Annotated in this window: 21 protein-coding genes, 1 tRNA gene and 1 pseudogene; 8 read left to right on the forward strand and 15 right to left on the reverse strand. The window is 69.4% G+C overall.

The features are described from left to right. Positions 1 to 104: 104 nt before the first annotated feature. Together F0U47_RS16060 and F0U47_RS16065 are read right to left on the reverse strand one after the other, a co-directional pair. Positions 105 to 434 (reverse strand): hypothetical protein, encoded by a 330-nt coding sequence (locus F0U47_RS16060; protein WP_149751489.1) that lies wholly within the window; start codon positions 432 to 434, stop codon positions 105 to 107. A 110-nt stretch (positions 435 to 544) separates the two neighbouring features. Beyond that, positions 545 to 1,054 (reverse strand): hypothetical protein, encoded by a 510-nt coding sequence (locus F0U47_RS16065; protein ID WP_149751490.1) that lies wholly within the window; start codon positions 1,052 to 1,054, stop codon positions 545 to 547. Positions 1,055 to 1,454: 400 nt separating this feature from the next. On the opposite strand from F0U47_RS16065, the gene nrdR reads away from it, so the two are divergent. Together nrdR and F0U47_RS16075 are read left to right on the forward strand one after the other, a co-directional pair. Beyond that, positions 1,455 to 1,949, forward strand: coding sequence for a transcriptional regulator NrdR (gene nrdR / locus F0U47_RS16070; RefSeq protein ID WP_149751491.1), 495 nt, complete (start codon positions 1,455 to 1,457; stop codon positions 1,947 to 1,949). 125 nt (positions 1,950 to 2,074) lie between these two features. Beyond that, positions 2,075 to 4,981 carry a vitamin B12-dependent ribonucleotide reductase gene (locus F0U47_RS16075; RefSeq protein WP_149751492.1) on the forward strand — a complete coding sequence of 969 codons (2,907 nt, stop codon included), beginning with the start codon at positions 2,075 to 2,077 and terminating at the stop codon, positions 4,979 to 4,981. Between the two features lie 315 nt (positions 4,982 to 5,296). Here F0U47_RS16075 and F0U47_RS21635 read toward each other — a convergent pair whose 3' ends face one another. Next, a complete protein-coding gene (locus tag F0U47_RS21635; protein ID WP_223162806.1) occupies positions 5,297 to 6,388 on the reverse strand; it encodes a YDG/SRA domain-containing protein in 1,092 nt (363 codons plus the stop codon). Positions 6,389 to 6,446: 58 nt separating this feature from the next. Here F0U47_RS21635 and F0U47_RS16085 point away from each other — a divergent pair, with 58 nt between their 5' ends. Continuing rightward, positions 6,447 to 7,361, forward strand: coding sequence for an NERD domain-containing protein (locus F0U47_RS16085; RefSeq protein ID WP_149751493.1), 915 nt, complete (start codon positions 6,447 to 6,449; stop codon positions 7,359 to 7,361). Positions 7,362 to 7,414: 53 nt separating this feature from the next. On the opposite strand, the gene F0U47_RS16090 is transcribed toward F0U47_RS16085, so the two are convergent. The 4 genes and pseudogenes from F0U47_RS16090 to F0U47_RS16100 form a co-directional block, all read right to left on the reverse strand. After that, entirely contained in the window at positions 7,415 to 8,197 is a 783-nt protein-coding gene (locus F0U47_RS16090) for an excalibur calcium-binding domain-containing protein (RefSeq protein WP_246159677.1), read from the reverse strand. Positions 8,198 to 8,302: 105 nt separating this feature from the next. Then, positions 8,303 to 8,410 (reverse strand): annotated as a pseudogene (locus F0U47_RS22140) (DUF2510 domain-containing protein); the annotation flags it as partial. 226 nt (positions 8,411 to 8,636) lie between these two features. Then, positions 8,637 to 9,854 carry an RtcB family protein gene (locus tag F0U47_RS16095; RefSeq protein WP_149751495.1) on the reverse strand — a complete coding sequence of 406 codons (1,218 nt, stop codon included), beginning with the start codon at positions 9,852 to 9,854 and terminating at the stop codon, positions 8,637 to 8,639. Positions 9,855 to 9,925: 71 nt separating this feature from the next. Then, a tRNA-Arg gene (locus tag F0U47_RS16100) sits at positions 9,926 to 9,999 on the reverse strand. A 154-nt stretch (positions 10,000 to 10,153) separates the two neighbouring features. Here F0U47_RS16100 and F0U47_RS16105 point away from each other — a divergent pair. Then, positions 10,154 to 12,685 (forward strand): putative Ig domain-containing protein, encoded by a 2,532-nt coding sequence (locus tag F0U47_RS16105; protein ID WP_149751496.1) that lies wholly within the window; start codon positions 10,154 to 10,156, stop codon positions 12,683 to 12,685. Between the two features lie 36 nt (positions 12,686 to 12,721). Here the strand turns inward: F0U47_RS16105 and F0U47_RS16110 are convergent, their stop codons facing one another. Together F0U47_RS16110 and F0U47_RS16115 are read right to left on the reverse strand one after the other, a co-directional pair. Then, positions 12,722 to 13,147 (reverse strand): pyridoxamine 5'-phosphate oxidase family protein, encoded by a 426-nt coding sequence (locus F0U47_RS16110; RefSeq protein ID WP_149751497.1) that lies wholly within the window; start codon positions 13,145 to 13,147, stop codon positions 12,722 to 12,724. Positions 13,148 to 13,226: 79 nt separating this feature from the next. Beyond that, positions 13,227 to 13,745, reverse strand: coding sequence for a hypothetical protein (locus F0U47_RS16115; RefSeq protein WP_149751498.1), 519 nt, complete (start codon positions 13,743 to 13,745; stop codon positions 13,227 to 13,229). Positions 13,746 to 14,065: 320 nt separating this feature from the next. Here F0U47_RS16115 and F0U47_RS16120 point away from each other — a divergent pair, with 320 nt between their 5' ends. Both F0U47_RS16120 and malQ read left to right on the forward strand, forming a co-directional pair. Beyond that, positions 14,066 to 14,767, forward strand: coding sequence for an FMN-dependent NADH-azoreductase (locus tag F0U47_RS16120; RefSeq protein WP_188111388.1), 702 nt, complete (start codon positions 14,066 to 14,068; stop codon positions 14,765 to 14,767). A gap of 89 nt (positions 14,768 to 14,856) precedes the next feature. Beyond that, positions 14,857 to 16,218 carry a 4-alpha-glucanotransferase gene (gene malQ, locus F0U47_RS16125; protein ID WP_149751500.1) on the forward strand — a complete coding sequence of 454 codons (1,362 nt, stop codon included), beginning with the start codon at positions 14,857 to 14,859 and terminating at the stop codon, positions 16,216 to 16,218. A gap of 13 nt (positions 16,219 to 16,231) precedes the next feature. On the opposite strand, the gene F0U47_RS16130 is transcribed toward malQ, so the two are convergent. The 4 genes from F0U47_RS16130 to F0U47_RS16145 form a co-directional block, all read right to left on the reverse strand. Beyond that, positions 16,232 to 17,194 (reverse strand): MOSC domain-containing protein, encoded by a 963-nt coding sequence (locus F0U47_RS16130; protein WP_149751501.1) that lies wholly within the window; start codon positions 17,192 to 17,194, stop codon positions 16,232 to 16,234. A gap of 41 nt (positions 17,195 to 17,235) precedes the next feature. After that, positions 17,236 to 18,579 carry an adenylate/guanylate cyclase domain-containing protein gene (locus F0U47_RS16135; RefSeq protein WP_149751502.1) on the reverse strand — a complete coding sequence of 448 codons (1,344 nt, stop codon included), beginning with the start codon at positions 18,577 to 18,579 and terminating at the stop codon, positions 17,236 to 17,238. 40 nt (positions 18,580 to 18,619) lie between these two features. Then, a complete protein-coding gene (locus tag F0U47_RS16140; RefSeq protein ID WP_149751503.1) occupies positions 18,620 to 19,936 on the reverse strand; it encodes an erythromycin esterase family protein in 1,317 nt (438 codons plus the stop codon). Between the two features lie 76 nt (positions 19,937 to 20,012). Next, positions 20,013 to 20,693, reverse strand: coding sequence for an HNH endonuclease family protein (locus tag F0U47_RS16145; protein ID WP_149751504.1), 681 nt, complete (start codon positions 20,691 to 20,693; stop codon positions 20,013 to 20,015). Between the two features lie 123 nt (positions 20,694 to 20,816). On the opposite strand from F0U47_RS16145, the gene F0U47_RS21310 reads away from it, so the two are divergent. Together F0U47_RS21310 and F0U47_RS16150 are read left to right on the forward strand one after the other, a co-directional pair. Further along, positions 20,817 to 20,954 (forward strand): hypothetical protein, encoded by a 138-nt coding sequence (locus F0U47_RS21310; RefSeq protein WP_188111389.1) that lies wholly within the window; start codon positions 20,817 to 20,819, stop codon positions 20,952 to 20,954. Beyond that, the gene (locus F0U47_RS16150) at positions 20,951 to 22,114 is read left to right on the forward strand and encodes a N(5)-(carboxyethyl)ornithine synthase (protein WP_149751505.1); all 1,164 of its coding nucleotides are present in this window, start codon (positions 20,951 to 20,953) and stop codon (positions 22,112 to 22,114) included. Before F0U47_RS21310 ends, F0U47_RS16150 begins: the two co-directional genes overlap by 4 nt. Positions 22,115 to 22,136: 22 nt before the next feature. On the opposite strand, the gene F0U47_RS16155 is transcribed toward F0U47_RS16150, so the two are convergent. Both F0U47_RS16155 and F0U47_RS16160 read right to left on the reverse strand, forming a co-directional pair. Then, a complete protein-coding gene (locus F0U47_RS16155) occupies positions 22,137 to 23,213 on the reverse strand; it encodes an amidohydrolase family protein (protein WP_149751506.1) in 1,077 nt (358 codons plus the stop codon). Between the two features lie 51 nt (positions 23,214 to 23,264). After that, positions 23,265 to 23,663: a (deoxy)nucleoside triphosphate pyrophosphohydrolase gene (locus F0U47_RS16160; RefSeq protein WP_246159662.1), complete on the reverse strand. Its 399-nt coding sequence runs from the start codon at positions 23,661 to 23,663 to the stop codon at positions 23,265 to 23,267. Positions 23,664 to 23,684: the final 21 nt, after the last annotated feature.

Raw genomic sequence — 23,684 nt, forward strand, 5'->3', positions numbered from 1 at the left:
GAGAATGGTGCCTCGCCCAGACCCGGGGGCGAGGACCCGAAGGTACTCCTGAGCCGACGAATGCCGGTACCCCTCGTCCACCGCTGTGGACAGTCGCGGCGACCTCACCGAGCGGCGCGCTTGCCACCCTTCGGCACGCTGGGGTCCCGCTTCGGCTTGGGGTCCGGGGCGGTGGTGAACCCGATGGCGCGGGAGAAGCGGGCGACGAGCATGAACCCCAGGAACAGGCAGGCGACGGCGCCGACGGCGGCGACACCCAGGTAGCCCCACGCCGCGTCGTCGCCGTCGTGGCGGGCGGCGGAGCCGAAGTCGATGGCGGCGTAGACGAGGTAGCCCCAGGCGACGACGCAGAGGGTGATGCCGAACGCGAGGACCAGCAGCATGGGACGGAAGCCCCGCTTCTCGCGCAGTCCCGCGCGCTTGCCACCGCTCACGGCGGTCATTCTGTCCGATCTACCAAGGCCGCGATGGCAAGACCCGCCAACCCGTCCGAGCCGCTCAGCGTCCCCACGATGCTGAGCGGCCCGGACCGGAGATCGGTGGCCTACTTCGGCGAGACGAGATAGGTGACGGTGACGCCGTTCGAGTCGGTGACCGCGAGCTCCACGGCGTACGACGCCGAGGTGTACTGCCCGCTGATCGAGGTGCCGTTGTCGACCTTCTCGCGGGTGGTCTCGAGACCGGCGCCAGTGAGCTGGGACTCGGCGGCGTCGTACGCCCCGGTCTTGTCGCCGCCGGCCTCGTCGACCTTGATGGTGACGTTCCAGGTCTCGGGGTTCTTGGTGTAGGTCCCGCCGAGGATCTCGCCCTCGACGACGGGCACCTCGTCGGTCGGGAAGCCGTTCGGCAGCTCGCCGACGCTCGCCCCACCGTCGGTGGTGTCGACCTTGACGTCGCCGTCGTCGATGTCCAGGTCGACGCCCTCGCTCTTGGCGGCGTCCTCGGCCCGCTTCTCAGCCTGGTCCTGAAGCAGGTCGCCGCAGCCGACGAGGGAGAGGGCCAGCAGGGCGGCGGGGACGGCGACGAGCAGGCGGGTACGACGGAGCTGGTGCATGACGGCCTCCGGGTTCGAGAGCTGGCACGAACGCTAGTGACGCACGCGCGCCCGCGAATCAGCCGAACGAACGAAATGGGCTCCTCTGAGACTTTGGTGAGACGCCGACACACCCGGGCAACACGCCGTACTTCAGGGCCCGAAGGAGGGCCTGACCTGCGCAAACGTGACCCGCCCGACATTCTCCGCAAGGAGTTCCCGAACTCCGCTTGCACCCCTGGTGGCAGAGGCGTACGGTTACCACTACATCTAGTACTTACAACGATGTAGTTCTCCACATCTAGTTCACAGAAGACGCGGAGAAGTACACAGCTAGAGCCCCACTTATGCACAGGAACGGCCCGTTCGAGGGCCTATTTCGTCATGCCCGGAACCCGATCAAGGGAAGGAGGACCGTCCCGTGCACTGCCCCTACTGCAAGCATCAGGACACCAAGGTCCTCGACTCGCGGGTGTCCGACGACGGCTGCTCGATCCGGCGTCGGCGGGTGTGCCAGGACTGCGAGAAGCGGTTCACCACCGTCGAGCTGATGCAGCTGACCGTGCTCAAGCGCTCCGGCGCGACCGAGCCGTTCAACCGCGAGAAGGCCGTCGCCGGTGTCCGCAAGGCGTGCAACGGCCGTCCGGTGAGCGAGGACGACCTCGCCCGCCTCGGCCAGGAGGTCGAGGACCAGCTGCGGCTGGCCGGGAGCCCCGAGATCGCTGCCCACGAGGTGGGCCTGGCGATCCTGGCTCCGCTGCGGCGGCTCGATGAGGTCGCCTACCTCCGGTTCGCGAGCGTCTACCGCGGCTTCGAGTCGGCCGCGGACTTCGAGAACGAGATCGCTCTCATGCGGATGGAGCGGGCCGACGTAGGTGTTGAACCTAGAGCGGCCGAACCAGCCCCCTCGGGCTGACACAGACCGCCCGGGCAGGTAGTGGGGAAGCTGTCTGCCCGGGCACCAATCTCCGGCACCGAACTGTCGGTGCCAAGAGCAACACTGGAACACAAGGATCCCGGCGCGGGGGGAACAGGAGAGTCATGACGGAGACGGCCAGCACTGGCACGACGAGCAGCAGGGGGACCGGACTGACCATCGAGCGGGTGTTCAGCACCGAGGGTGTCCACCCCTACGACGAGATCACCTGGGAGCGGCGCGACGTCGTCCAGACCAACTGGAAGACCGGTGAGACCGTCTTCGAGCAGCGCGGCGTGGAGTTCCCCGACTTCTGGTCGGTCAACGCGAGCACCATCGTCACGACCAAGTACTTCCGCGGCGCTGTCGGCACCCCCGAGCGCGAGACCGGCCTCAAGCAGCTCGTCGACCGGGTCGTGAAGACCTACACCAAGGCCGGCATCGAGCACGGCTACTTCGCGACCGCGGCCGACGCCGAGGTCTTCGAGCACGAGCTCACCTGGCTGCTCGTCCACCAGTACTTCTCGTTCAACTCCCCGGTCTGGTTCAACGTCGGCACGAAGTCGCCGCAGCAGGTCTCGGCCTGCTTCATCCTGTCCGTCGACGACTCGATGGACTCGATCCTGAACTGGTACAAGGAAGAGGGCTTCATCTTCAAGGGCGGCTCCGGCGCCGGCCTCAACCTCTCCCGGATCCGCTCGTCGAAGGAGCTGCTCTCCAGCGGTGGTACGGCGTCCGGCCCGGTCTCCTTCATGCGCGGTGCCGACGCCTCGGCCGGCACGATCAAGTCGGGTGGCGCCACGCGTCGCGCGGCGAAGATGGTCGTGCTCGACGTCGACCACCCCGACATCGAGGAGTTCGTCGAGACGAAGTGGCGCGAGGAGGACAAGATCCGCGCCCTCCGCGACGCCGGCTTCGACATGGACCTGGGCGGCAAGGACATCACGTCCGTGCAGTACCAGAACGCCAACAACTCCGTCCGCGTCACCGACGAGTTCATGCGGGCGGTCGAGGACGGCACCGAGTTCGGCCTGCGGGCCCGCAAGACCGGTGAGGTCATCGAGACCGTCGACGCGCGGTCGCTGTTCCGCAAGATCAGCGAGGCCGCGTGGGCGTGCGCCGACCCGGGCCTGCAGTACGACGACACGATCAACGACTGGCACACCAACCCGGAGACGGGCCGGATCACGGCGTCGAACCCCTGCTCGGAGTACATGTCGCTCGACAACTCCTCCTGCAACCTGGCGTCGCTCAACCTGCTGAAGTTCCTCAAGGACGACGACACCTTCGACTCAGCCCTGTTCGCCAAGGCGGTCGAGCTGATCATCACCGCGATGGACATCTCGATCTGCTTCGCGGACTTCCCGACCGACCCGATCGGCCAGACCACGCGTGACTACCGCCAGCTCGGCATCGGCTACGCCAACCTCGGCGCGTTGCTGATGGCGATGGGCCTCGGCTACGACTCCGACGGCGGTCGGGCGATGGCGGCCACGATCACGAGCCTGATGACCGGCACGTCGTACCGTCGCTCGGCGGAGCTCGCCGCCATCGTCGGCCCCTACGCCGGCTACGCCCGCAACGCGGAGGCGCACCAGCGGGTGATGCGCAAGCACCAGGCGGCCAACGACACCGTGCGCACGCTCCACGTCGCCGACTCGGCCGTGCACAAGCTGGCGACCGAGGAGTGGGCGCAGGTCGTCGAGCTCGGCAAGACCAACGGGTTCCGCAACGCGCAGGCCTCGGTGCTCGCGCCGACCGGCACCATCGGCTTCATGATGGACTGCGACACGACCGGCATCGAGCCGGACTTCTCGCTGGTCAAGTTCAAGAAGCTCGTCGGCGGTGGCTCGATGCAGATCGTCAACCAGACGATCCCGCGGGCGCTGAAGAAGATGGGCTACGACGAGGAGAAGATCGAGGCGATCGTCGCCTACATCGCCGAGCACGGCCACGTGGTCGACGCTCCTGGCCTGAAGACGGAGCACTACGAGGTCTTCGACACGGCGATGGGGGAGCGGTCCCTCAAGCCGATGGGCCACGTGAAGATGATGGCGGCCTGCCAGCCGTTCCTCTCCGGGGCGATCTCCAAGACGGTCAACCTGCCGGAGTCGGCGACGGTCGAGGAGATCGAGGACATCTACCTCCAGTCGTGGAAGCTCGGCCTCAAGGCCACCGCGATCTACCGCGACAACTGCAAGGTCGGCCAGCCGCTCAGCGACGGTGGCGGCAAGGCCAAGAAGGACGCCGCCGACGCTGCCGCCTCCTCGTCGGTCGAGCCTGTCGAGACCAAGGTTGTCGAGAAGGTCGTCTACGCCCCGACCCGCAAGCGGCTGCCGAAGTCCCGCACCTCGCGGACGACGTCCTTCACGGTCGGCGGCGCCGAGGGCTACATGATCTCCGGCGCCCACGACGACGGCCAGCTCGGCGAGATCTTCCTCAAGCTCGGCAAGCAGGGCTCGACCCTCGCCGGCGTGATGGACGCCTTCTCGATCGCGGTGTCGATCGGCCTGCAGTACGGCGTCCCGCTCGAGACCTACGTTTCGAAGTTCACCAACCTGCGCTTCGAGCCTGCCGGTCTGACCGACGACCCGGACGTCCGGATGAGCCAGTCGATCATGGACTACATCTTCCGTCGCCTGGCGCTGGACTACCTCACCTTCGAGGAGCGGTCCATGCTCGGCATCTACTCCGCCGAGGAGCGCCAGCGCCACCTCGAGACGGGCTCTTACGAGCCCGTCGAGGAGACCGGCTCTGCCGCCGAGCTGATCGAGACGCCCGCCCGCTCGGTGGTCGAGCCTGTCGAGACCGCGGATGAGACCGAGGACGCATCGGTGGTCGAGCTTGTCGAGACCGACGAGGACCCCCTCGCCGGCGCCCCCAAGGTCGCGCACACCTCCGCCGAGCTGCTCGAGCAGATCACCGGCCACGCCGTCGACAGCCCGCTCTGCATGACCTGCGGCACCAAGATGCGGCCGGCTGGATCGTGCTACGTCTGCGAGGGCTGCGGGAGCACCAGCGGCTGCAGCTGATCGTGTAGCTGGAAGTACGCCGAAGGGCGGTCACCTCGGTGACCGCCCTTCGGCGTTGTCAGCGATCGTCGTTTCACAAAGGATCGTCGGTCCAACTGCTCGCCGGGGACAGTTTTCGTCCCCTTCCCATTGAGTCATTTCGCCGCGACGAGGCCGGTAGACCGTCAGCGCTGCGCCCTTGTCGGTTCGGGCAACTACCTACGTCAGCGTCGGCTCGAAGAGCCAATCGGGGTTGGCCGCGGACCTCGTCTAGCGACCACCACAAAGAGCCTTAAAGCCCGGGGCGTCCGCCCGGTGGTCGTAAGTGGGATGAGATTAAAGGCCGCTGGCTGCGCGGTGGTACTGGATGTGCGCCAGATCAATGAGGTGCTGCGGCTTTCGCGTCAGCACGCTCACGTAGTTCCCGTGGTGGTCGTGGACATCGAACGTGTCAGAGATGAAGATGGCGCCCTTGTCCAACAGGAGGTGATGAGTAGGACAGAGGCACAGCATGTTGTCGACGGTGTCAGGTCCGTCGTGGGGAGTGCCGAGCGCCCGGATGTGCGCTCCTTCGGCGTACTTCCCTACAGGGAGATCCAGGACGTAGTCGCAGACCTGACAGGCATAATGATAGAGATTCTTGACCCAGTTCGAGACGGCGGTGTCGCGGATCACTCGCACGGTGACGCCGGCGCTGTGACCGGGGTTCAGCGTGCCGGCCGGCGGGCCGTTTGACTTCCGTCCGGGGTCGACGCCCGAGCGAGCGCCGGTCGCACCACCGGTAGCCGCACTACCCGATCCCAGAGTGCCGTTGGACGTCCGATCGATCGAGTACGGGGCCGCTTCGGCGTCAGTCAGCCTCAGGAGTCGGTATCGACATACGCGAAAGCCGCTCTTGCCCGTTTCGTACCAATGCGAGTCGACGCGGTAGAGACCGTCGTAGCGGAAACCTCTCGCAGGAGAGTGCGCGGGATCGCCCTCGCTGCCGCGAATAACGCGCACTGGGAGACCATGTTCCTCGCTGACGACGAGTCCTGCGTTGGCGAACTGATCGAAGCTCTGATCGGCGATCTGCTTTTTGGTCCGAGGGTCGTTGCCCCCCGCTCCGGTGTAGATGATGACGTCACCGAAGTCCTCGTCATCCTCGTAGCCGCCGTTCACCACGATGCTGTTTGCGCCGACCTCACGGTTGCCGCTGATGCCCTGCATGTTGAGCTGGTGGACACCCGCCTTCATGGCCGCGTCACGATCGACGTAGATCGTGTACTCCGGATTGCCGGCGACTTCCCCGAAGAAGTAGTCCGCCATCAGATGCGCATCCACGAGGCGCCGGGCGCAGACAACTGTTTCGAAATCGGCACACCAGAAGCTTCGGCGATACAACCTTCCGCCGTCCCGGATATGAACATTTTCCTGGCGACGGGACATCCGGTGCGCCCTGATTCTCAGAATCCACTGTTTCCGCGCACATGAGTTCCTACTCTTCGTGCGGGAGGTCGACGAAGGTCGGCTTGGAGGGAACGTGATGGCCGGAGAATCGGCAGGCCGCGCTGCGCGCCGGATGAGGGAGAAAGCGGAGCGACTCGACCGCGCCGCTGAGATGTGGGAGCGCGGCGCGGAAGGGGAGCGACGTACGGCGTTTGCGCTCGCGGAGTTGCCGCGCGCCGAGTGGACCGTGCTGCACGACTTCCCTTGGCCCGGCCGACCCCGCGCGAACATCGACCACGTCGCCATCGGGCCGCCCGGGGTCTTCGTGATCGACTCGAAGAACTGGACGGGCAGCATCACCGTCACGGATGGGATCCTTCGGCAGAACGGTCGGCGGCGCGGCGCGACTGCTGCCGCTTCAGGAGAGGCGGCGGTCGCGATCCGCCACTTGCTCCACACCCCGCCGGCTGTGCCGGTTCATGGGGTGCTCTGCTTCGTGCGAGACGCGGAGATCGTCGGTCGTGTAGATGACACTCTTCTGTGCTCTACCACCAACGTCGGGACGATGTTGCAGACACGACAGCCCGTCCTCGACCCAGCAGCCCGGGATCTGATCGTGAGTCGCCTCGCGGCGAGGCTCAACAGGGCGCCGGCGCCGACGGCCGGAAAGCTCACGTTCGGTGACCGGAAGACCATCGCACGGACCAATCGAGAGCGCTTCGAAACGACTCGCTCCTCCCGGCGCCGGAAGGGCAAGTCGAGCGTTGTGTCGTCGCTCCTGGGCGCGGCCGTGGCCATCGGTTTCGTCGGAGTCGTCACGGCTCAGCCGCAGATGCTCAGCAATATCAGCGAGGTGTTCGTCGGGTTCATGACCGACGACCTTGGCTCCGATCAGCCGAAGGATCAAATATCGAAGGAGCCGAAGGACCAGTCGCGCAAGGACAAGCCCGCCAACGAACGGCGGAGCGAGTAGGCCGCGGCCGACGTACAGACGGTGATCTTCGAGCCAGGGTCACGCCGTATTCCTCACTCGCAGGCGATCCCATCGCCATCCGCGTCGAGGTCGTAGGGGTCGTAGCCGGTCACGCGGACAAACCCGGTGTACTTCGGTCCGTCGCCCGATCCGCCTGCGCAGTCGTAGTCTGACGCGGGCGCGAGGCACGGGTCGTATCCGGCCGTGCAGTTCTGCGGCGGGGCCACCGGGCGGATGACGGAGGAGATCACGATCGTGATCGAAGAGCCCGGCTTCGCGCGGGCATCGCCGGCGGGAGTCTGACGGAGAACGACGCCGTCCTTGCCGGATGTGCGCGACTCAGTGATGACACTGACCTTGAACCCGGCTTCTCGGAGACGTTCGACGGCAGCGGCTTTAAGTCGTCCAACAACGCCGGGCACCTGCGGATAGGGCTTAGCCACGACGAGTATTACCTCGATGCCCGTGAGGACCGACGTTCCGACCTTCTTGCTCTGGCTCAGCACGGTGCCGGGAGCCTTCGGGGAGAAGACTTGCCGTACCTCGCTCACTCCCAGCCCGGCGGTGGTCAAGCGCGCCTCGGCCTCCTCACGGCTCAGTCCCTTGAGCCGCGGCACCGTCGACCTCGGCGGCTCGGTCTCCGTCGGCGTGGGTGGCGCGCTAGGCGACGTCGTCGTCAGGGCTTCCGACGGCGTCGAGGGTTCGGATTCCGCGGTGTTGGTGTTCGAGGTGGCGCCGGCGGCGCTCGGCGCGGGCTCCGGCGCCGTCACCACCCCGCCGATGACAGCAAGGGTGGCGATGCCGACGAACACGACCAGCGCGACGACGGCCCACACCGGCAAGCCCGACCTGCTTGATCGCGTGTTGTCTGCGCGCCCGCCTCCTGACCGCTGCGGGTACGCCTGCCACTGCTGGCCGGCCCAGCCTCCGGGACGAGGTGAGGTATGCCCGGTCCACTGGCGCCCGTCCCAGTACCGCAGCAGCGCGGGGTTGTGGGGGTCCGGGTACCAGTCGGCGCGCGGGTTCGGCGCAGAACTCGAGATTGTCACGACGGCGTGCTCCCTATTTCGATCTTCACGAATATCAAGGGATGTAGGCCGTCGTCTGGGAATCCCGATAAGTCAGCGAGGAGCAACTTGCCCGGTGATAATCCGGGCCCCGCCGCCCGTAGAACAGCTCCCGCCGTTGCCCGGTCTCGCTTGCCACCTCAGACCGGAATAGTGCGGGTGGGGTGACAAGAGGGTCACACTCACCCGCACGACTGGTTCTTGCCCGTCAGCCCTTCACGCACATCAGGGTGGTGAGCCGGGCGACGACCTCGACGAGGTCGGTCTGGGCCTCGATGACGGACTCGAGGTCCTTGTAGGCACCCGGGATCTCGTCGATCACGCCGGCGTCCTTGCGGCACTCCACGCCGGCCGTTTGCGCCGCGAGGTCCTCCACGGTGAAGGTCTTCTTGGCCTTCGTCCGCGACATCCGGCGGCCGGCGCCGTGGGACGCAGAGCAGTACGACGCCTCGTTGCCCAGGCCGCGTACGACGTACGAGCCCGTGCCCATCGAGCCCGGGATCAGGCCGTACTCACCCGCACTCGCCCGGATCGCGCCCTTGCGGGTCACGACCAGGTCGACGCCGTCGTAGGTCTCCTGCGCCACGTAGTTGTGGTGGGCGGAGATCTGCTCGCCGAACTCGACCTCCAGGCCACGCTCGGCGAACTCGCGACCGACCACCTCGCAGAACAGCGCCATCATGACGGCGCGGTTGCGGGCGGCGTACTCCTGTGCCCAGTAGAGGTCGCGGAGGTACGCGTCCATCTCCTTGGAGCCGGCCAGGAACACCGCCAGGTCGCGGTCGGGCAGGCCCAGGTTGTGCTCCAGGCGCTTGGCGCCGTTGATGTGCCGCTCGGCGATCTCCTTGCCGATGTTGCGGCTGCCGGAGTGCAGCATCAGCCACACCTGGCCCGTGTCGTCCGACGTCAGCTCGATGAAGTGGTTGCCGCCGCCGAGCGAGCCCATCTGCTCCTTCGCCTTGCGCTCGCGGTCCTGCACGCCGGGGTGCAGCGCGCCGAAGCCCTCCCAGAACCGGTCCCAACCGGCGAAGCGACCGTGGTCGAGGCCGAGGCGGCGTACGTCGGGCATCGACTTGTGAGCCGAGAAGCCGACCGGGATCGCCCGCTCGACGGCGAGCCGCAGCGACCGCAGGTCGTCGGGCAGGTCGGCGGTCGTCAGCGACGTACGCACCGCCTGCATGCCGCAGCCGATGTCGACGCCGACCGCCGCCGGCGACACCGCGTTGCGCATCGCCACGACCGAGCCGACCGTCGCACCCTTGCCGAGGTGGACGTCGGGCATCACCCGGAGGCCGTGGACCCACGGCAGCCGCGAGATGTTGCGCAGCTGGTCGAGCGCCTGCGGCTCGACGTCCTCGACCCGCGCCCACATCAGGGTGTCGGCCTTCGCGCCGGGCAGGCGCACGGGCAGCGTCTCGGTCTCCATGGTCTCCATCCTCCTTCGATTGCGTCTTGGTTTCGAGGCTCGCTTCGCTCGCACCTCAACCAGCGACGAAGCACCCCTTGCAGGAGTCGAACCTGCGGCCTCCGCGTTCGTAGCGCGGCACTCTGTCCACCTGAGCTAAAGGGGTCGGGCGAGTGGCGACGACCGTACGGCGCGCGATCCGGCTCGACCTAACGACTTCGGTGCCCGATTCGCCGGAACGGGCAAGGAATAGCCGGTTCCGCGGTCACGGGGCTCCACGCCTGTTACACAGGTTGGACATACCTGTCCCTGGGGGATCCTTGCTGAACGCACACCTGGTCCGCGCCTCGCTCGGGGCCGCGACCACCGCCCTGCTCGCGCTGGGGGCGACGTCGGTCGTCGCGCCGGCCGGCGCCGACGACACCGATCCGAACGGCGCGACGAGGACCAAGATCGCCCGGACCGCGGGCAACTGCGACACCCCGCTGTTGAGGACGGACCGGCGAGCAGGCCAGGTCGCGCGGCAACGACCCCAGGCCATGCGCCAGGCCGCGCGCGTCAACCACCTCTCCCCGAGGCGGCTCAACGAGCTCGCCGAGGACGAGACCTTCTGGCTCGACGAGTGCGGCAAGGGCTACTACGTCGAGGAAGCCGGCCCGGAGCGCGCTCGGACAGCGGTGGCGGCCGCCAGCCCGGAGCTCCCGACGAGCCAGACCTTCCAGCTCGAGTCGCGTCCCGGCTCCCAGCGCACGATCTACCTCGACTTCAACGGGGGCACGCTCACCGGCACGGCGTGGAACGCCTCGACCGGGATCGACCCGATCGCGGTGGCGGCGTACTCCATCGACGCCGACCCCGCGTTCTCCGCCGCCGAGCACGCCGAGATCCAGGCGACCTGGCGGATCGTCGCCGAGGACTTCGCCGCGTTCGACGTCAACGTCACCACGATGGACCCCGGGCTGGCGGCGATCGACCGCACCTCGACGGCCGACCTCAACTACGGGACGGTCGCCATGGTCACCGACGGCGGCCCGGCCTGGGACGCGTGCAGCCAGCAGTGCTCGGGGCGCGCCTACCTCGACGTGTTCGCGACGACCTACCAGCACCAGTACTACCAACCGGCGTTGATGTTCACCAACGGCGCGGTGCCGTACGCGCGAGCGATGGGGCAGACGATCTCCCACGAGGTCGGCCACAACTTCGGCCTCGGTCACGACGGCATCGACCTGCCGGGCAACCAGCACGAGTACTACGCGGGCGTCGACCCCTGGGGGCCGCTGATGGGCAGCCCGTGGTTCCAGGCGGTGACCCACTGGTCGAGCGGTGAGTACCCCGGAGCGACGAACCGCGAGGACGACGTCGACAAGATCGCCCGCTACGCCCCGCGCATCCCCGACGACCATGGCAACAACGTCGCGACCGTGACGCCGCTGGCGCCGGGAGCCCCGCTCCGCGGCACGATCAGCACCCGCCTCGACGTGGACGCGTTCACGTTCACCGGGTCCGGGGCCACGACGGTCACCCTCAGCCCGAGCACGTACGCCGACCTCGACACCCAGCTGGTCGTCAAGAACGCCAGCGGCGCCACGGTGGCGACGGTCAACCCACCCGTCGCCCGGATCGACTACGAGCGTGCGTCGGGGATGGGTGCCGTCTGGAGCGCGGACCTGCCGTCCGGCGGTGCGACGTACCGTCTGTACGTCGACGGCATCGGGTCAGGCGCGCCGAGCACGGAGGGCAAGTACAGCGACTACGCCTCGCTCGGCGACTACCAGATCGAGGTCACGACCACGCCGGCCCCGCTGGCGACCAGGTTCACCGGTGCCAACAACGGTGCCGTCAACCGTGCCTTCGTGGCGACCCCGGTCTCGGCCACGAACGGAACCGCGCCCTACACCTTCAGCGCTGTCGGTCTGCCTCCCGGGCTGGCGATCAGTGCGGCCACCGGACGGATCGCCGGTACGCCGACGACGGCCGGCTCGTACTCGACCGTCGTCAGGGTCACCGACGCCACCGGCGCGTTCCTCAACCGGTCGGTGCCGATCGTGATCCGTCCCGTCGGCGGCCTGACCGCGATCAACGGGGCGACGCCGCGCGCCACCGTGGGCACGAGGTACTCCGTCACCCCCGCGACCGGCGTGGGTGGGACGGCGCCGTATTCCTACAGCGCGACGGGGCTTCCGGCCGGGGTGAGCATCGACTCCTCGACCGGCAGGCTGACGGGCATCCCGACCACGGCGGCCGCTGCGGCCTGGACGATCACCGTCACGGACAACGCCGGAGCGACGGTGCAGCGCAAGGGCACGCTCGGCGTCGCGAGCGCCGTGCGGGTCTCCGCGATCACGGTGGCCGTCGCCCCGCGCGCCACAGCGACGACGGCGTACGCCGCTGCTCCGATCCAGGGTGTCGACGGCTACCAGCCCTACACCTACAGCGCGACGGGTCTCCCCGCCGGCCTCACCATCGACGCCGGCACCGGCGAGATCAACGGCACGCCGACCACACCGGGCACCAGGACGGTGACGGTCAGGGTGACCGACGCCCGGGGCATCAGCGCGACCAGGAGCCTCGCACTGACGGTCGATCCGGCGCCGTTCTCGATCAGCTACCGTCACTTCACGCCCGGCCGGGTCGGCGTCGCCTACAGCGACCGTCCGGTGATGGCGAGCGGCGGCGTCAAGCCGTACGTCTACTCGGCCAGCGGGCTGCCGCCAGGCCTGTCGATCAACGCCGGCACCGGGTTCGTCACCGGTACGCCGACGCAGGCCGGGACCTCCTCGGTCACGGTGACGGTGGCCGACCAGCGGGGCTACTCGATCTGGGTGACGGTGTCGCTCCGGATCGATCCCTAGGGCGCCGTCGTCGCCAGGGCGAACGGGTGCCCCGGCTCAGTCCGGGGCCGGTAGGGGGACGAAGCTCGCAGAGACGACGAAACGATCGATGTCGATCCGCAGGGCTACGCGCGAGGGGTTCGGCCGCGGGATCTTGTAGCGCGCGGCGTACCGCTCCTCCGCTCGTACGACGGAATCTCGATCCGCCTTGACCACGGCTGTTCCCTCGATGGTGGACCACCGTCGACCGTCCACCTGGCACGCCGCGACCCGACCGTCAGCGGCGACGTGCACGGTCTTGAGTGACTGCCTCGACGTGATGACCCATCCGCACTGTCGCTCCAGGTCGAGCGCGACTCCGACCGGAGTGACGTGGGGCCGCCCGTCGGCGCGGAGCGTGGTCAGGGTGCAGAGATGCCGTTCGCTCCAGAACTCGAGGAGGTCCGACGGAAAGCTGTCCCATCCGGGAGTCCACGAGGTCACCCCGCCATCCTCACACCCCCGCACGTCGAAAGTCCGCCCACCTTCGTGAACGCGGGGCCCGCCAGCGGAGGGCGAAACGTCAGCCGCAGCTGTCGCACACGCCGGTGGGCAGCAGCGCCATGTTGCAGCTCGGGCACACCTTGGCAGCGGGCGGATTGGCCTTGGCCTTGCGGGCGGTCGACGCTGCGAGCTTGGGTGCGAGCGCGGCCCGGCCGCCGTCTGCCGGGAGGTCCGGGGCCGACGCCCACTGGTAGCACTCGAGCCGGGACTGTGCGGCGTGGCGCTCGCGCTGCATCGGGTCGTCGAGCGGGGTGGATCCCAGAGCGGTCAGGACCGCGGCGTACCCGTCGCCGACCATGCCCGTGTCCTTGCGGACGACGAGCGACGTCAGCGGCGGGACGCCCTCGCTGACGCATCGGTGAGCCACCAGCTCGAGGACGCCGGGGATCCAGTTCCGGACGGCCATGCGGGTTTCCACTCCGCTGCGCTGCTGGATCTCCTCGCCGAGCTGGGTGTACTCGACGACGGCGTGGTAGCGCCCAGCGACCCCGACCAGGATGTCGTAAGCACTTTCGGCCCAAGTTTCGCGATCGGTCATGGTGGGTGCGTTGTCCTTTGATGGTGCTCTGGTCGCGGTACGGGGCTGCGCCGGAGGCTCGATGTCGTACGGCGGGCGGACGATGGGGTCCGAGCCGCCACTGCCAGTGTCTCCCATCAGCAGCAGTCCGAGGCATCGCGGGCTACTTCCGCCTCGCACCTCATCGACCGGCGGCGGCCTCGAGGGTCGCCACGAGCGGCCTGTTGGGCCGCGCAGGCGCGGTGGCAATAGGCCGAGTGGACGATTCCCGCCCCTGACGTTCGGGGGTTTAATGGGCGCGTGGACCGCGGGCTCCGCGCGGTCCAAGAGGAGGTCTGCTGGTGACCAGACGGCTGCTGCATCTCATCGCCACGCCGCGTGGGCTTGCCTCGAACACAGGACGGATCTCGAGCGTCCTCCTCGAAGCGCTGCACGACCGGTACGACGACCTCGAGGTCCAGGCGCTGGACCTGTTCAGCGCCGACCTTCCCGCGGTCGCGGGCACCAACATCAAGTCGAAGTACGCGCTGATGACGGGCCAGGCCCTCGACGACGAAGCGCGCAGCTCGTGGCGCGAGATCGAGCGGACGATCGAGACCTTCCTCGCCGCGGACCTCTATCTCGTGACCGCGCCCATGTGGAACTTCGGCGTCCCGTACGCCTTGAAGTACTACATCGACGCGATCATCCAGCCCGGCTACCTCTTCGAGTACGACGAGGACGGGCAGCCTCGTGGGATGGTGCACGACCGGCGGATGGTCTGCGTGACGTCGCGCGGCGGTGACTACTCGCAGGGGCCGATGATGCAGTTCGACTTCCTCGAGAGCTATCTGCGGGCGATCTTCGGCTTCGTCGGCATCGCCGACATCACGTTCTTCAACGTGCAGCCGATGGATGTCACCAGTGAGCTGCGAAGGTCGGCCAGCAGAGCCGCGATCAGGGATGTCCGGTCGTGGGTCGCCCAGGGCGCCTGGGACGGCAGCCCCACCGAGGTGTCGGACCTTCTTCCCGCCGACGTGAAGCCCCAGGTCATCGTCGAGTAGTTCGCCGGGTCCGGCGCACGCCGACGGTCCGACCGGCCGGGCCTGACGCGCGCGACCCGCCCCACCAGCGGGGGATTAGGGTGGGCCGGATGAGCGAGCAGGACCGACCGTTCGACGTACGCCGGGCGGGCGTGCTGCTGCACGTGACGTCGCTTCCTGGCGCTGGGGACCTTGGCGACGAGGCCTACCGGTTCGTCGACTTCCTGGCCGCCGCCGGGTGCTCGGTCTGGCAGGTGCTGCCGCTGGTGCCGACGCACGACGACGACGGGTCGCCGTACAACGCTCCCTCGGCGATGGCCGGCAACCCCGACCTCCTCTCCAAGGACCGGCGAGAGACGGCGGACGACGGGGCGGTCACGGCGTGGTGCGCCCAGCAGAGCGCCTGGCTGGAGCCGTACGTCGAGTACACCGCGCTCCGCGAGCTCCACCGCACGCCGTGGCACACCTGGGAGCCGGCGCTTCGCGACCGCGACCCGCAGGCCGTCGCCGCCGCGCTCTCACCGCTCTCCGAGCGCGTGCAGGAGCTGAAGGTCGAGCAGTGGGACTTCGCCCAGCAGTGGGGTCGGCTGCGGGAGTACGCCGCGTCGAAGGGCGTGCTGCTCTTCGGTGACCTCCCGATCTTCGTCTCGCTCGACAGCGCGGACGTGTGGGCGCACCGCGAGCTGTTCGAGCTCGACGAGGCCGGCCGGCCGGTCACGGTCACCGGTTGCCCGCCCGACTACTTCGCCGAGGACGGGCAGCGCTGGAACAACCCTCACTACGACTGGGCGGCGATGGCCGCTGATGGCTTTGCCTGGTGGCGCCGCCGGATCGCGCGGCAGCGGGAGCTCTTCGACCTGGTGCGGATCGACCACTTCCGTGGGTTCGAGGCGGCCTGGCACGTGCCCGTGGAGTCACCGACCGCCCGCGACGGCAGGTGGGTCACGGCCCCGGGTGAGCAGGTCCTCGCGGCGCTCGTCGAGACCGCAGGCCCGGGCACGCTGGTGGCCGAGGACCTCGGCGTCATCACGCCGGAGGTCGACGCGCTTCGCCACCGGTTCGGGCTGCCCGGGATGAAGGTGCTGCAGTTCGCCTTCGACGGCAAGCGCGACAACCCCTACCTCCCGGCCCACCACGACGAGCTGAGCGTCGTCTACACCGGCACCCACGACAACGACACCACCGCCGGTTGGTGGGCGAGCGTCGACGAGCGCACGCGCGCCCAGGTCAAGTCGCACCTGGTCGACCCCGACGAGCCGATGCCCGGCGCGTTGGTCAGGCTGGCGATGGAGTCGACCGCGCGGCTCGCCGTCGTGCCTGCCCAGGACCTGCTCGCCCTCGGCAGCGACAGCCGGATGAACACGCCCGGCACGGACGAGGGCAACTGGACCTGGCAGGCACCGGTTGGCGCCTTCGACGACGAGCTCGCGTCGCGCCTGCGCGCCGTCGTGGAGCGCGCTGGTCGCGCCTAGCGACCTCGGAGACTCACCGGGGCATCATCCGGTTGCCGGCCCTGATGGTGCCGCGCCTGACCCGCTCGGCCAGCCGGCCGACGGAGCCGGCAACGGCACCCGGGGTCGCCGGCGGGTCGAAGTCGACCGCGGCGCCGACCTCCAGGGTGCCGGCGGAGGCGACGTCGGCGTACACGCCGAAGCAGCGGTCGCCGTGGCGGGACACGGTCTTCATGACCTGCGGGTCGGCCGTCACTCCCGCCTGCTCCCGCAGCGGGATCGTGCACCGGATGGTGGGGATCTCGACGTTCATGGTCACGTCGCCGGACCGGAGCACGCCGCCGAGCCACTCCTGCTCGGCCAGCCCCTCCAGCTCGCTGTCGATGACGATGTTGGGGCGGAACCGTCGGACGTCGAAGTCGCCGCCCAGCGCGGCCATCGTGCGCAGGCTCGACGTCGTCACGACGTGGAGCGGGTAGGCGTCGGCGAAGATGCCGATCGGCGTCGCGAAGACCGCGAGCTCGGCGAGCTTGCGCACCGGGAACATCGTGAAGTCGGGGAGCGGTTCGTCGTCACGCAGCCCGAACTGCTTGCGGATGTCCTTCTTCGACGCGAGCACGCCGCGGTAGGAGGCCTTGTCGTCCAGAGGCGGCAGCGGGACGAGGGCGACTCGCTTGCCGACGAGCTCGCTGAGCCGGGCGTCCATCTCCTCCGAGTCGCTGCTCGCGACCTCCCTGCCGTCCGGGAGCGTGACGACGACGGGGACGACGTCGCCGGGGCCGACACCTACAGGTGGCTCGTCGACGAACCGAGCGGTGCAACCCAGGAGCGCCGGCAGCCGGCGCGCCGTCGTCACCGCGCCCAGCTCGAGGTCGCGGACGGCCCACATCCGGTCGGCGTGCAGGGCACGCTGGTCCACGGCCGACGAGCCGAGCTGCTCGCCGCCCATCGACTTCACCGGGTAGCGCCACAGCTCGGTGACGGTGCCGACTCTCATGTGGGGAGCTCCACGAGGATCGACGGTACGACGCCGAGTGCCTATCCGTCCCGGGAAACCGCAGCCAGCACGCGCCACCTGCCCGGCACGCCCTTGAGCTCTCGCTCTCCGCGGTCCTCGAACCGGAGCCCGGACCCGGCGACCAGGTCGCGCACCGTCGAGGACGTCAGCACCTCGCCTGCCTCCGCGAGCGCGGAGATCCTGGCAGCGATGTGCACCCCGAGACCCCCGATGTCGTCCCCGATCTGCTCGACCTCCCCGGTGTGCACACCCGCCCGGATCGGCAGCCCGAGCGGCTCGAGGAGCTCACCGAGCGTGCGCAGGCACTCCACGGCGCGTGCAGGCCCTTCGAAGGTCGCCAGCAGGCCGTCGCCGGTGAACTTCACGACATGTCCACCGGCCGTGTCGACCTCGCGGCTCGCGATCGACTCGTGCACCTCGAGCAGCCCGCGCCACTTGGCGTCGCCGAGCTCTGCGGCCCGCTTCGTCGAGTCGACGATGTCGGTGAAGGCAACGGTCATCAGACGGCGGCCGTTCGCGTCCGCACGCTTGGTGCCGGCCAGGAACTCCCCGATCAGGTCGATGATCCGGTCGGACTCGCGCGAGATGAACGGCGTGTGGTCGGCCCCCGGGAGCTCGACGTAACGGGCGCCGGCGATGTTGTCGACGAGGTAGTGCGCGTGTCCGGCCCTGACGTAGGGGTCGTCGCTGTTCTGGACCACGAGGGTCGGTGAGCCGATGCTCGGCAAGGCCGCGCGGACGTCGACCTCGAAGACGTTGGTCTGCTTCCGTGCTGCGGCTCGCGGCGCGGCACTCGACCGCTCGACCCGGCCCAGCCACTCGATCGCGCGCGGGCCCTCGGACATCCCGGGGTTGAAGGACCCGAGCACCCGCCCGGTCCCCCACGTCTCTCGCATGAAGTCCAACAGGCCGGCCTCGGCCGACGGCGGGTAGCCCCACGGGTAGTCGGACGCCCGGCGCAGGCGGGCGAAGCCGTTGATCGTCACGAGCGCTGCGGTGCGCTCCGGGTGGATGGCGGCGAAGAGCAGGCACGGCTGCGCCGCGTGTCCGTGCCCGATCAGAGCCGCCCGCTCCGACCCGACGGCCACCATCACCGAGCCGATGTCCTCGACCCACTCCTCGAGCGGCGGCAGGCGGTCGACGCGCTCGGAGAGGCCGGTGCCCCGGATGTCGAAGCGGATCAGACGGCCGATGCCGGCGAGCCCGCGCAGGAACCGCTGTGACAGCGGGTTTTCCCACTGGAGGTCGAGGCTGCTGCCGAACTCGAAGACGCAGACGATGTCGAGCGGGCCGTCACCGAGCACCTCGTAGGCGATCTGGTAGCCACCGCTGTCCGCGTAGCGCACCTCGCGCTCGGGCCTCATGGGCGGAGTTTAGGACGCGCCGCGCCTGGGGTTGGCCGGTTCAGGCCCCGAACGGCCAGGTCTCCAGCTCGTCGGTCCGCCCCTCGGTCCCGGCCAGCGGCGCGAGGGCGGTCGTCCGGTCGACCCAGAGGAAGGCGTCGTACCTTCTGCCGAGGACGGTGGGGACGTAATTGCCCCAGCGTTCGGCAGTCGGCCGGTAGACGACGCCGATGGCGCGGTGGTCGCGGCGCTCGGCGGCCCACTCGGGGAGGGTGGGGCCGAAGACGAACAGTGCGGCGTCGTACGGCACTGATGCGTGGAGGAGCTCCTCGGTGCTGCCGGCCCGCGCCGGCGGGACCTGCATCACCGCGTGCGGTCGGCCCCACCCCTCGGCGGCGACCACCGTGCCGCGGTGCGACCCGAAGCCGACCAGGACGCAGTCGGACTCGCCGTGCCGCTCGCGCACGAGCTGGCCGACGTTCACCAGGCCGGCCCGCCGCATGTCGGTGTGCCGGGCGTCGCCGACATGGGTGTTGTGCTCCCACACGACCGCCTTCGACCGGCGACCGGTCCGCCTGCCGTCGTGGTGGGCCAGCAGCTGGTCCAGCGTGTCGGCCATGTGGGTGTCGCGGATGTTCCACGAGTCCGGACCGCCGCGGACCATGGCCCGGTAGTACGCCTCGGCGTCGACGACGGCGCGGGCGTTCTGCTCGGCGGCGAACGCCGCCTCGGGGTCTCCGTCCGCATCGGGTACGGCGCCGCGGCGCCGGTCGACGAGGGCGCTCAGCAGGTCGATCACCTCCGCCTCGCAGGTGTCGGGGACGAACCGGGTGGCGGCGGCATAGGTCTGCGGGTCCTCGGCGTACGGCTCGAAGCAGCGGCATGCCGTGAGCGCGGACTCCATCTCCGCGGGGTGGTGCTCGGCCAGGTAGTCGAGGACCTCCCGGAGCGACTCCCACAGGGAGTAGACGTCGAGCCCGTAGAACCGCACCCGCTCGTCCTCGGGGCGGGTCTGGTTCGCTTCCCGCAGCCACCGGGTGAAGTCGAGCACGTCCTGGTTGGCCCACATCCAGGTCGGCCAGCGCACGAAGTTGGCCAGGCTCTCCTCGGGGGTGGGCCGGCTGTCGCCCGACGCGACCACCGAGCGGTTCACCTCGTAGCAGTCCGGCCAGTCGCCCTCGACGGCGACGAGGTCGAAGCCCTTCTCCTGGATCAGGCGCTTCGTGAGCGTGGCTCTCCAGGCGTAGTACTCGTGGGTGCCGTGCGACGCCTCACCGATGCACACGATCCGTGCGTCCCCGACCCGCGTGAGCAGGGGATCGAGGTCGTCCGCGTGCCGCAGCGGCAGCGCGATGTCTCCGGGCTCGTCACGTGTCATGTCGGACCACCTGCGCTCCAGCGATTTCGGGGGCGGTACCCGCGTGGGTGGGCCGCATGCGGAGACCGCCGGCCCGTCAGCAGTAGCCGAGCATCTCCTCGAGCGCCCGAACCTCGCTGGGGTCCACGGTGAGGTCGTAGTGGTGCTTCACGCGGATCCAGCGACGCGCGTAGGCGCACTGGTAGTCCTTCCGCGGGCGCCAGGCCGCGGGGTCGTCGGCGCCCTTGCCGGCGTTGGTCGGGCCGTCGACGGCGAGCAGGACCGTGAGGTCGTTGGCGTACGTGCGCCGCTGCTCGTCGGTCCACGCGGCGGCGCCGGAGTACCAGGCCTCGGCGAGGGGGACGACGTGGTCGATCTGGATCGCCTGGGCCTGGGAGAGGTCCTTGAGGTCGTCGAAGACCAGGGTCGTGCCGGTGTAGGGGTCGATCCAGGTGCCGGCGAGGACGTCGTGGTCGCACGCGTCCTGCTCGCCGACGGTGACGGTGCCGGGGACGGCGTCGCGGAGGAGTACGTCGTCGCGCTGGTTGCAGCCGTTGCCGTCGGTGTCGGACCAGGGAGATCCGAACGTGTCGCGGTCGTAGGTGTCGGGCTGCTCCCGGTCGGCGAGCCGGAGCTCGGCGAGCAGCCGCCGGGCGTCGGTCGGAGCCGGCGGGCTCTCGCTCGGCTCGGGAGCCGACGGAGCAGTGTCGGTGGGCGCGCACCCGGAGAGCGCGAGGACAACGGTCGCCACTGCGGCGCCGTACGTCCTGCTCACCATGCCCATCCGTCCTCCGCGCCCATCATCGGGGCCACCTCCGACGGTTGGGGGAGGAATCCGGACAGGAACGGCGTACTGTCGAGGGACGGGGCCATTCAGGCTTCCTCTCAGAGAGAACCCACCATGAGCGACAAGTCGCCGCGACAGTCCATGTCGAAGAAGTCCGGGAAGTCCATCAAGGAGAAACGCGCGGAGAAGCGCGACAAGGGGTCTCAGGAGACCACCTTCTCCGAGCAGATGCACCCGACGAAGAAGAAGTGACGTTGCTCAGTCTCGGGGTCATCGGGTCCTCCGCGAAGGAGAACGAGCACCGTCTGCCGCTCCACCCGGAGCACATCCCGCACCTGGACGCCGACGTGCGGGCGAGGATCACCCTCGAGCACGGGTACGGCGCGCGGTTCGGCGTGTCCGACGAGGCGCTCGGCGAGCACGTGGCCGGGTTCGCGTCGCGCGCGGAGATCCTGGCGCACGCCGACGTGGTGCTGCTGCCGAAGCCGCAGCACTCCGACGTCGCCGCAATGGGGTCGGGGCAGGTGCTGTGGGGCTGGCAGCACTGCGTCCAGGACGCCGAGCTCACCCAGCTCGCGATCGACCAGGACCTGACACTGATCGCCTTCGAGGCCATGAACCACTGGACCCGCGACGGCGCCGTCGGGCTGCACGTGTTCCACAAGAACAACGAGCTCGCCGGCTACTGCTCGGTGATCCACGCGCTCGAGCTCGCGGGCCTGACCGGTGACTACGGCCGCCGGCTGACGGCGGTGGTGATCGGCTTCGGCGCGACCGCACGCGGGGCCGTGACCGCGCTCAACGCGCACGGCGTGCACGAGGTCACCGTGCTGACCAACCGGGCCGTCGCGGCGGTCGGCTCGCCGATCCACTCGGTGCGGATCCGGCAGTTCGAGCACGACGTGGCGGGCGGACAGCCGAGCCACGTGATCACCGAGCGCGGCCGCGAGCCGCTGCCGGCGTACCTCGCCCAGGCCGACCTCGTCGTCAACTGCACGTTCCAGGACACCGCCCACCCGTTGGTCTACCTCCAGACCGAGGACCTGGGCCAGTTCCGGCCGGGCAGCGTCATCGTCGACGTGTCGTGCGACCTGGGCATGGGCTTCAGCTGGGCCCGACCGACGTCGTTCGAGGAGCCGGCCTTCGTGGTGGGCGACAACGTGCTCTACTACGCGGTCGACCACAGCCCGTCGTACCTCTGGAACTCGGCGACCTGGGAGAACAGCAACGCGCTGATCCCGTTCCTCCGCCCGGTCCTCGAGGGCGGTCCGTCGTGGGACGCCGACGACACCCTGAGCGGCGCGATCGAGATCCGTGAGGGCCGGGTGATCAACCCGGCGATCCTGGCGTTCCAGAACCGTGAGGCGGAGCCGCCGTACCGGATCCTCGAGGACGAACCAGCGCTCGTCTAGCGGCGCCCGCAACCTGGGAGCGTCAGAGGTCGTAGACGGCGCGGGCGTTGTCGCGGAACACCTTCCGGAGCAGGTCGGCGCCGCGCGGCGCGAGGAGGTCGACGAGAGCTCCGACGACCGTGCCGTAGGACGCGATCGCCTTGTCCATCGGGAAGTTGGACCCGAACACGAGCCGGTCCTCGCCGAAGACGTCGGTGGTGTGCTCGACCAGCACGGCCACCTGCTCGACCACCTGCGCGCGGGTGGTGCCGGGCTCGCGGAGGCCGAGCATGGGGAAGGCGAGGCCGGAGTGCTTGGCGACGACGTTGGGGTGGTCGGCCAGCTCGGCCAGGTCGTCCTTCCACCGGGCGACGAGCGAGGCGCGGTCGGCCGCCGTACGGCCGGTGGACCTGCCCATCGGGCCGCACATCCCCACCGGCGGGGCGTAGTGGTCGAGCACGATCGTCGTGTCGGGGTACTCCTTCGCGAGCACGCGGACGTCGGGCAGCTGGTGGGAGTAGAGGTAGGCGTCGAACGTCAGGCCGCGCTCCGCGAGCGCGGCGAACCCCCGCAGGAAGTCCGGCGACCGGAGCACGCCCTCCTCGTCGACCCAGCTCAGCACGCCGCGGTCTGGGTGCCACGCGGTGATGAACCTGATGCCGCGGAACCGGTCGCTCGCGCGGGCGTGCGCGTCGAGGACCGCGGCGAAGTCGGGCTCGCGCGGGTCGGCGTTGCCGACGATCGCGGCCAGGCCGGGGTTGCCGGCTGACCCGAACGGCAGCGCGTCGAGCCAGGAGGTCTCGTCGGACTGGTCCGGTCGGTGCCAGCCGCACTGCACGTGCACCGCCGTCTCGACCGGGACACCCACCACGTCGACCGCCCCGGCCACGTCGGCGGCGTAGTCCGCCGGGAGGTACGGCGCCGCGGCGTACTGCGCCGTGCGGACCATCTCCCGCTTGCCCTGGTCGAGGAGGACCGGCATCAACCGCTCCAGCAGCCGGGGAGCCCGTCGGTAGAGCGGCGCGAGCCGGGACGCCTCGCGCGGTGTGGTGAACGGGTCCCACTGGTGGATGTGGGCGTCGATGATGCCGGGGACGATCCCGGCCAGGCTCTGCGTCATGCATCCATCGTCCCCGAGACCACAGGCGACATGGCAAGCCGCCTGGGAGAGCTAGTCCATCAGCGCCCGCAGCGCGGGGAGCGCCTGCAGGTCCGACGGCAGCCAGTCGACGGAGGTGAGCTCGTCGGCCGTGAGCCGGCGCAGCTCGTCGTGGTCCTCGCTGCGGTGCAGCTCGCCCGCGGTGACGGTGGCGAGGAAGAGCCGCAGCTCGTAGGTCTCCGAGATCGGCCACGGGCCCGCGAGCTCGGTGCCCACCGCGATCTCCACGCCCAGCTCCTCCCGGACCTCCCGCGCCAGCGCACCCTCCGGCGTCTCGCTGTCCTCGACCTTCCCGCCCGGGAACTCCCACTTCCCGGCCAGTGCGGTCGGTTTCGTACGACGGGCCGCGACGACGTACGACGGCCGCTCGGGCTGGTCGACGATGATCGCGCCGACGACGGTCCGGGTCACGGGCACGACGCTAGTCGTCCC

It is taken from the genome of Nocardioides antri (assembly GCF_008373765.1).
Classification (GTDB): domain Bacteria; phylum Actinomycetota; class Actinomycetes; order Propionibacteriales; family Nocardioidaceae; genus Nocardioides; species Nocardioides antri.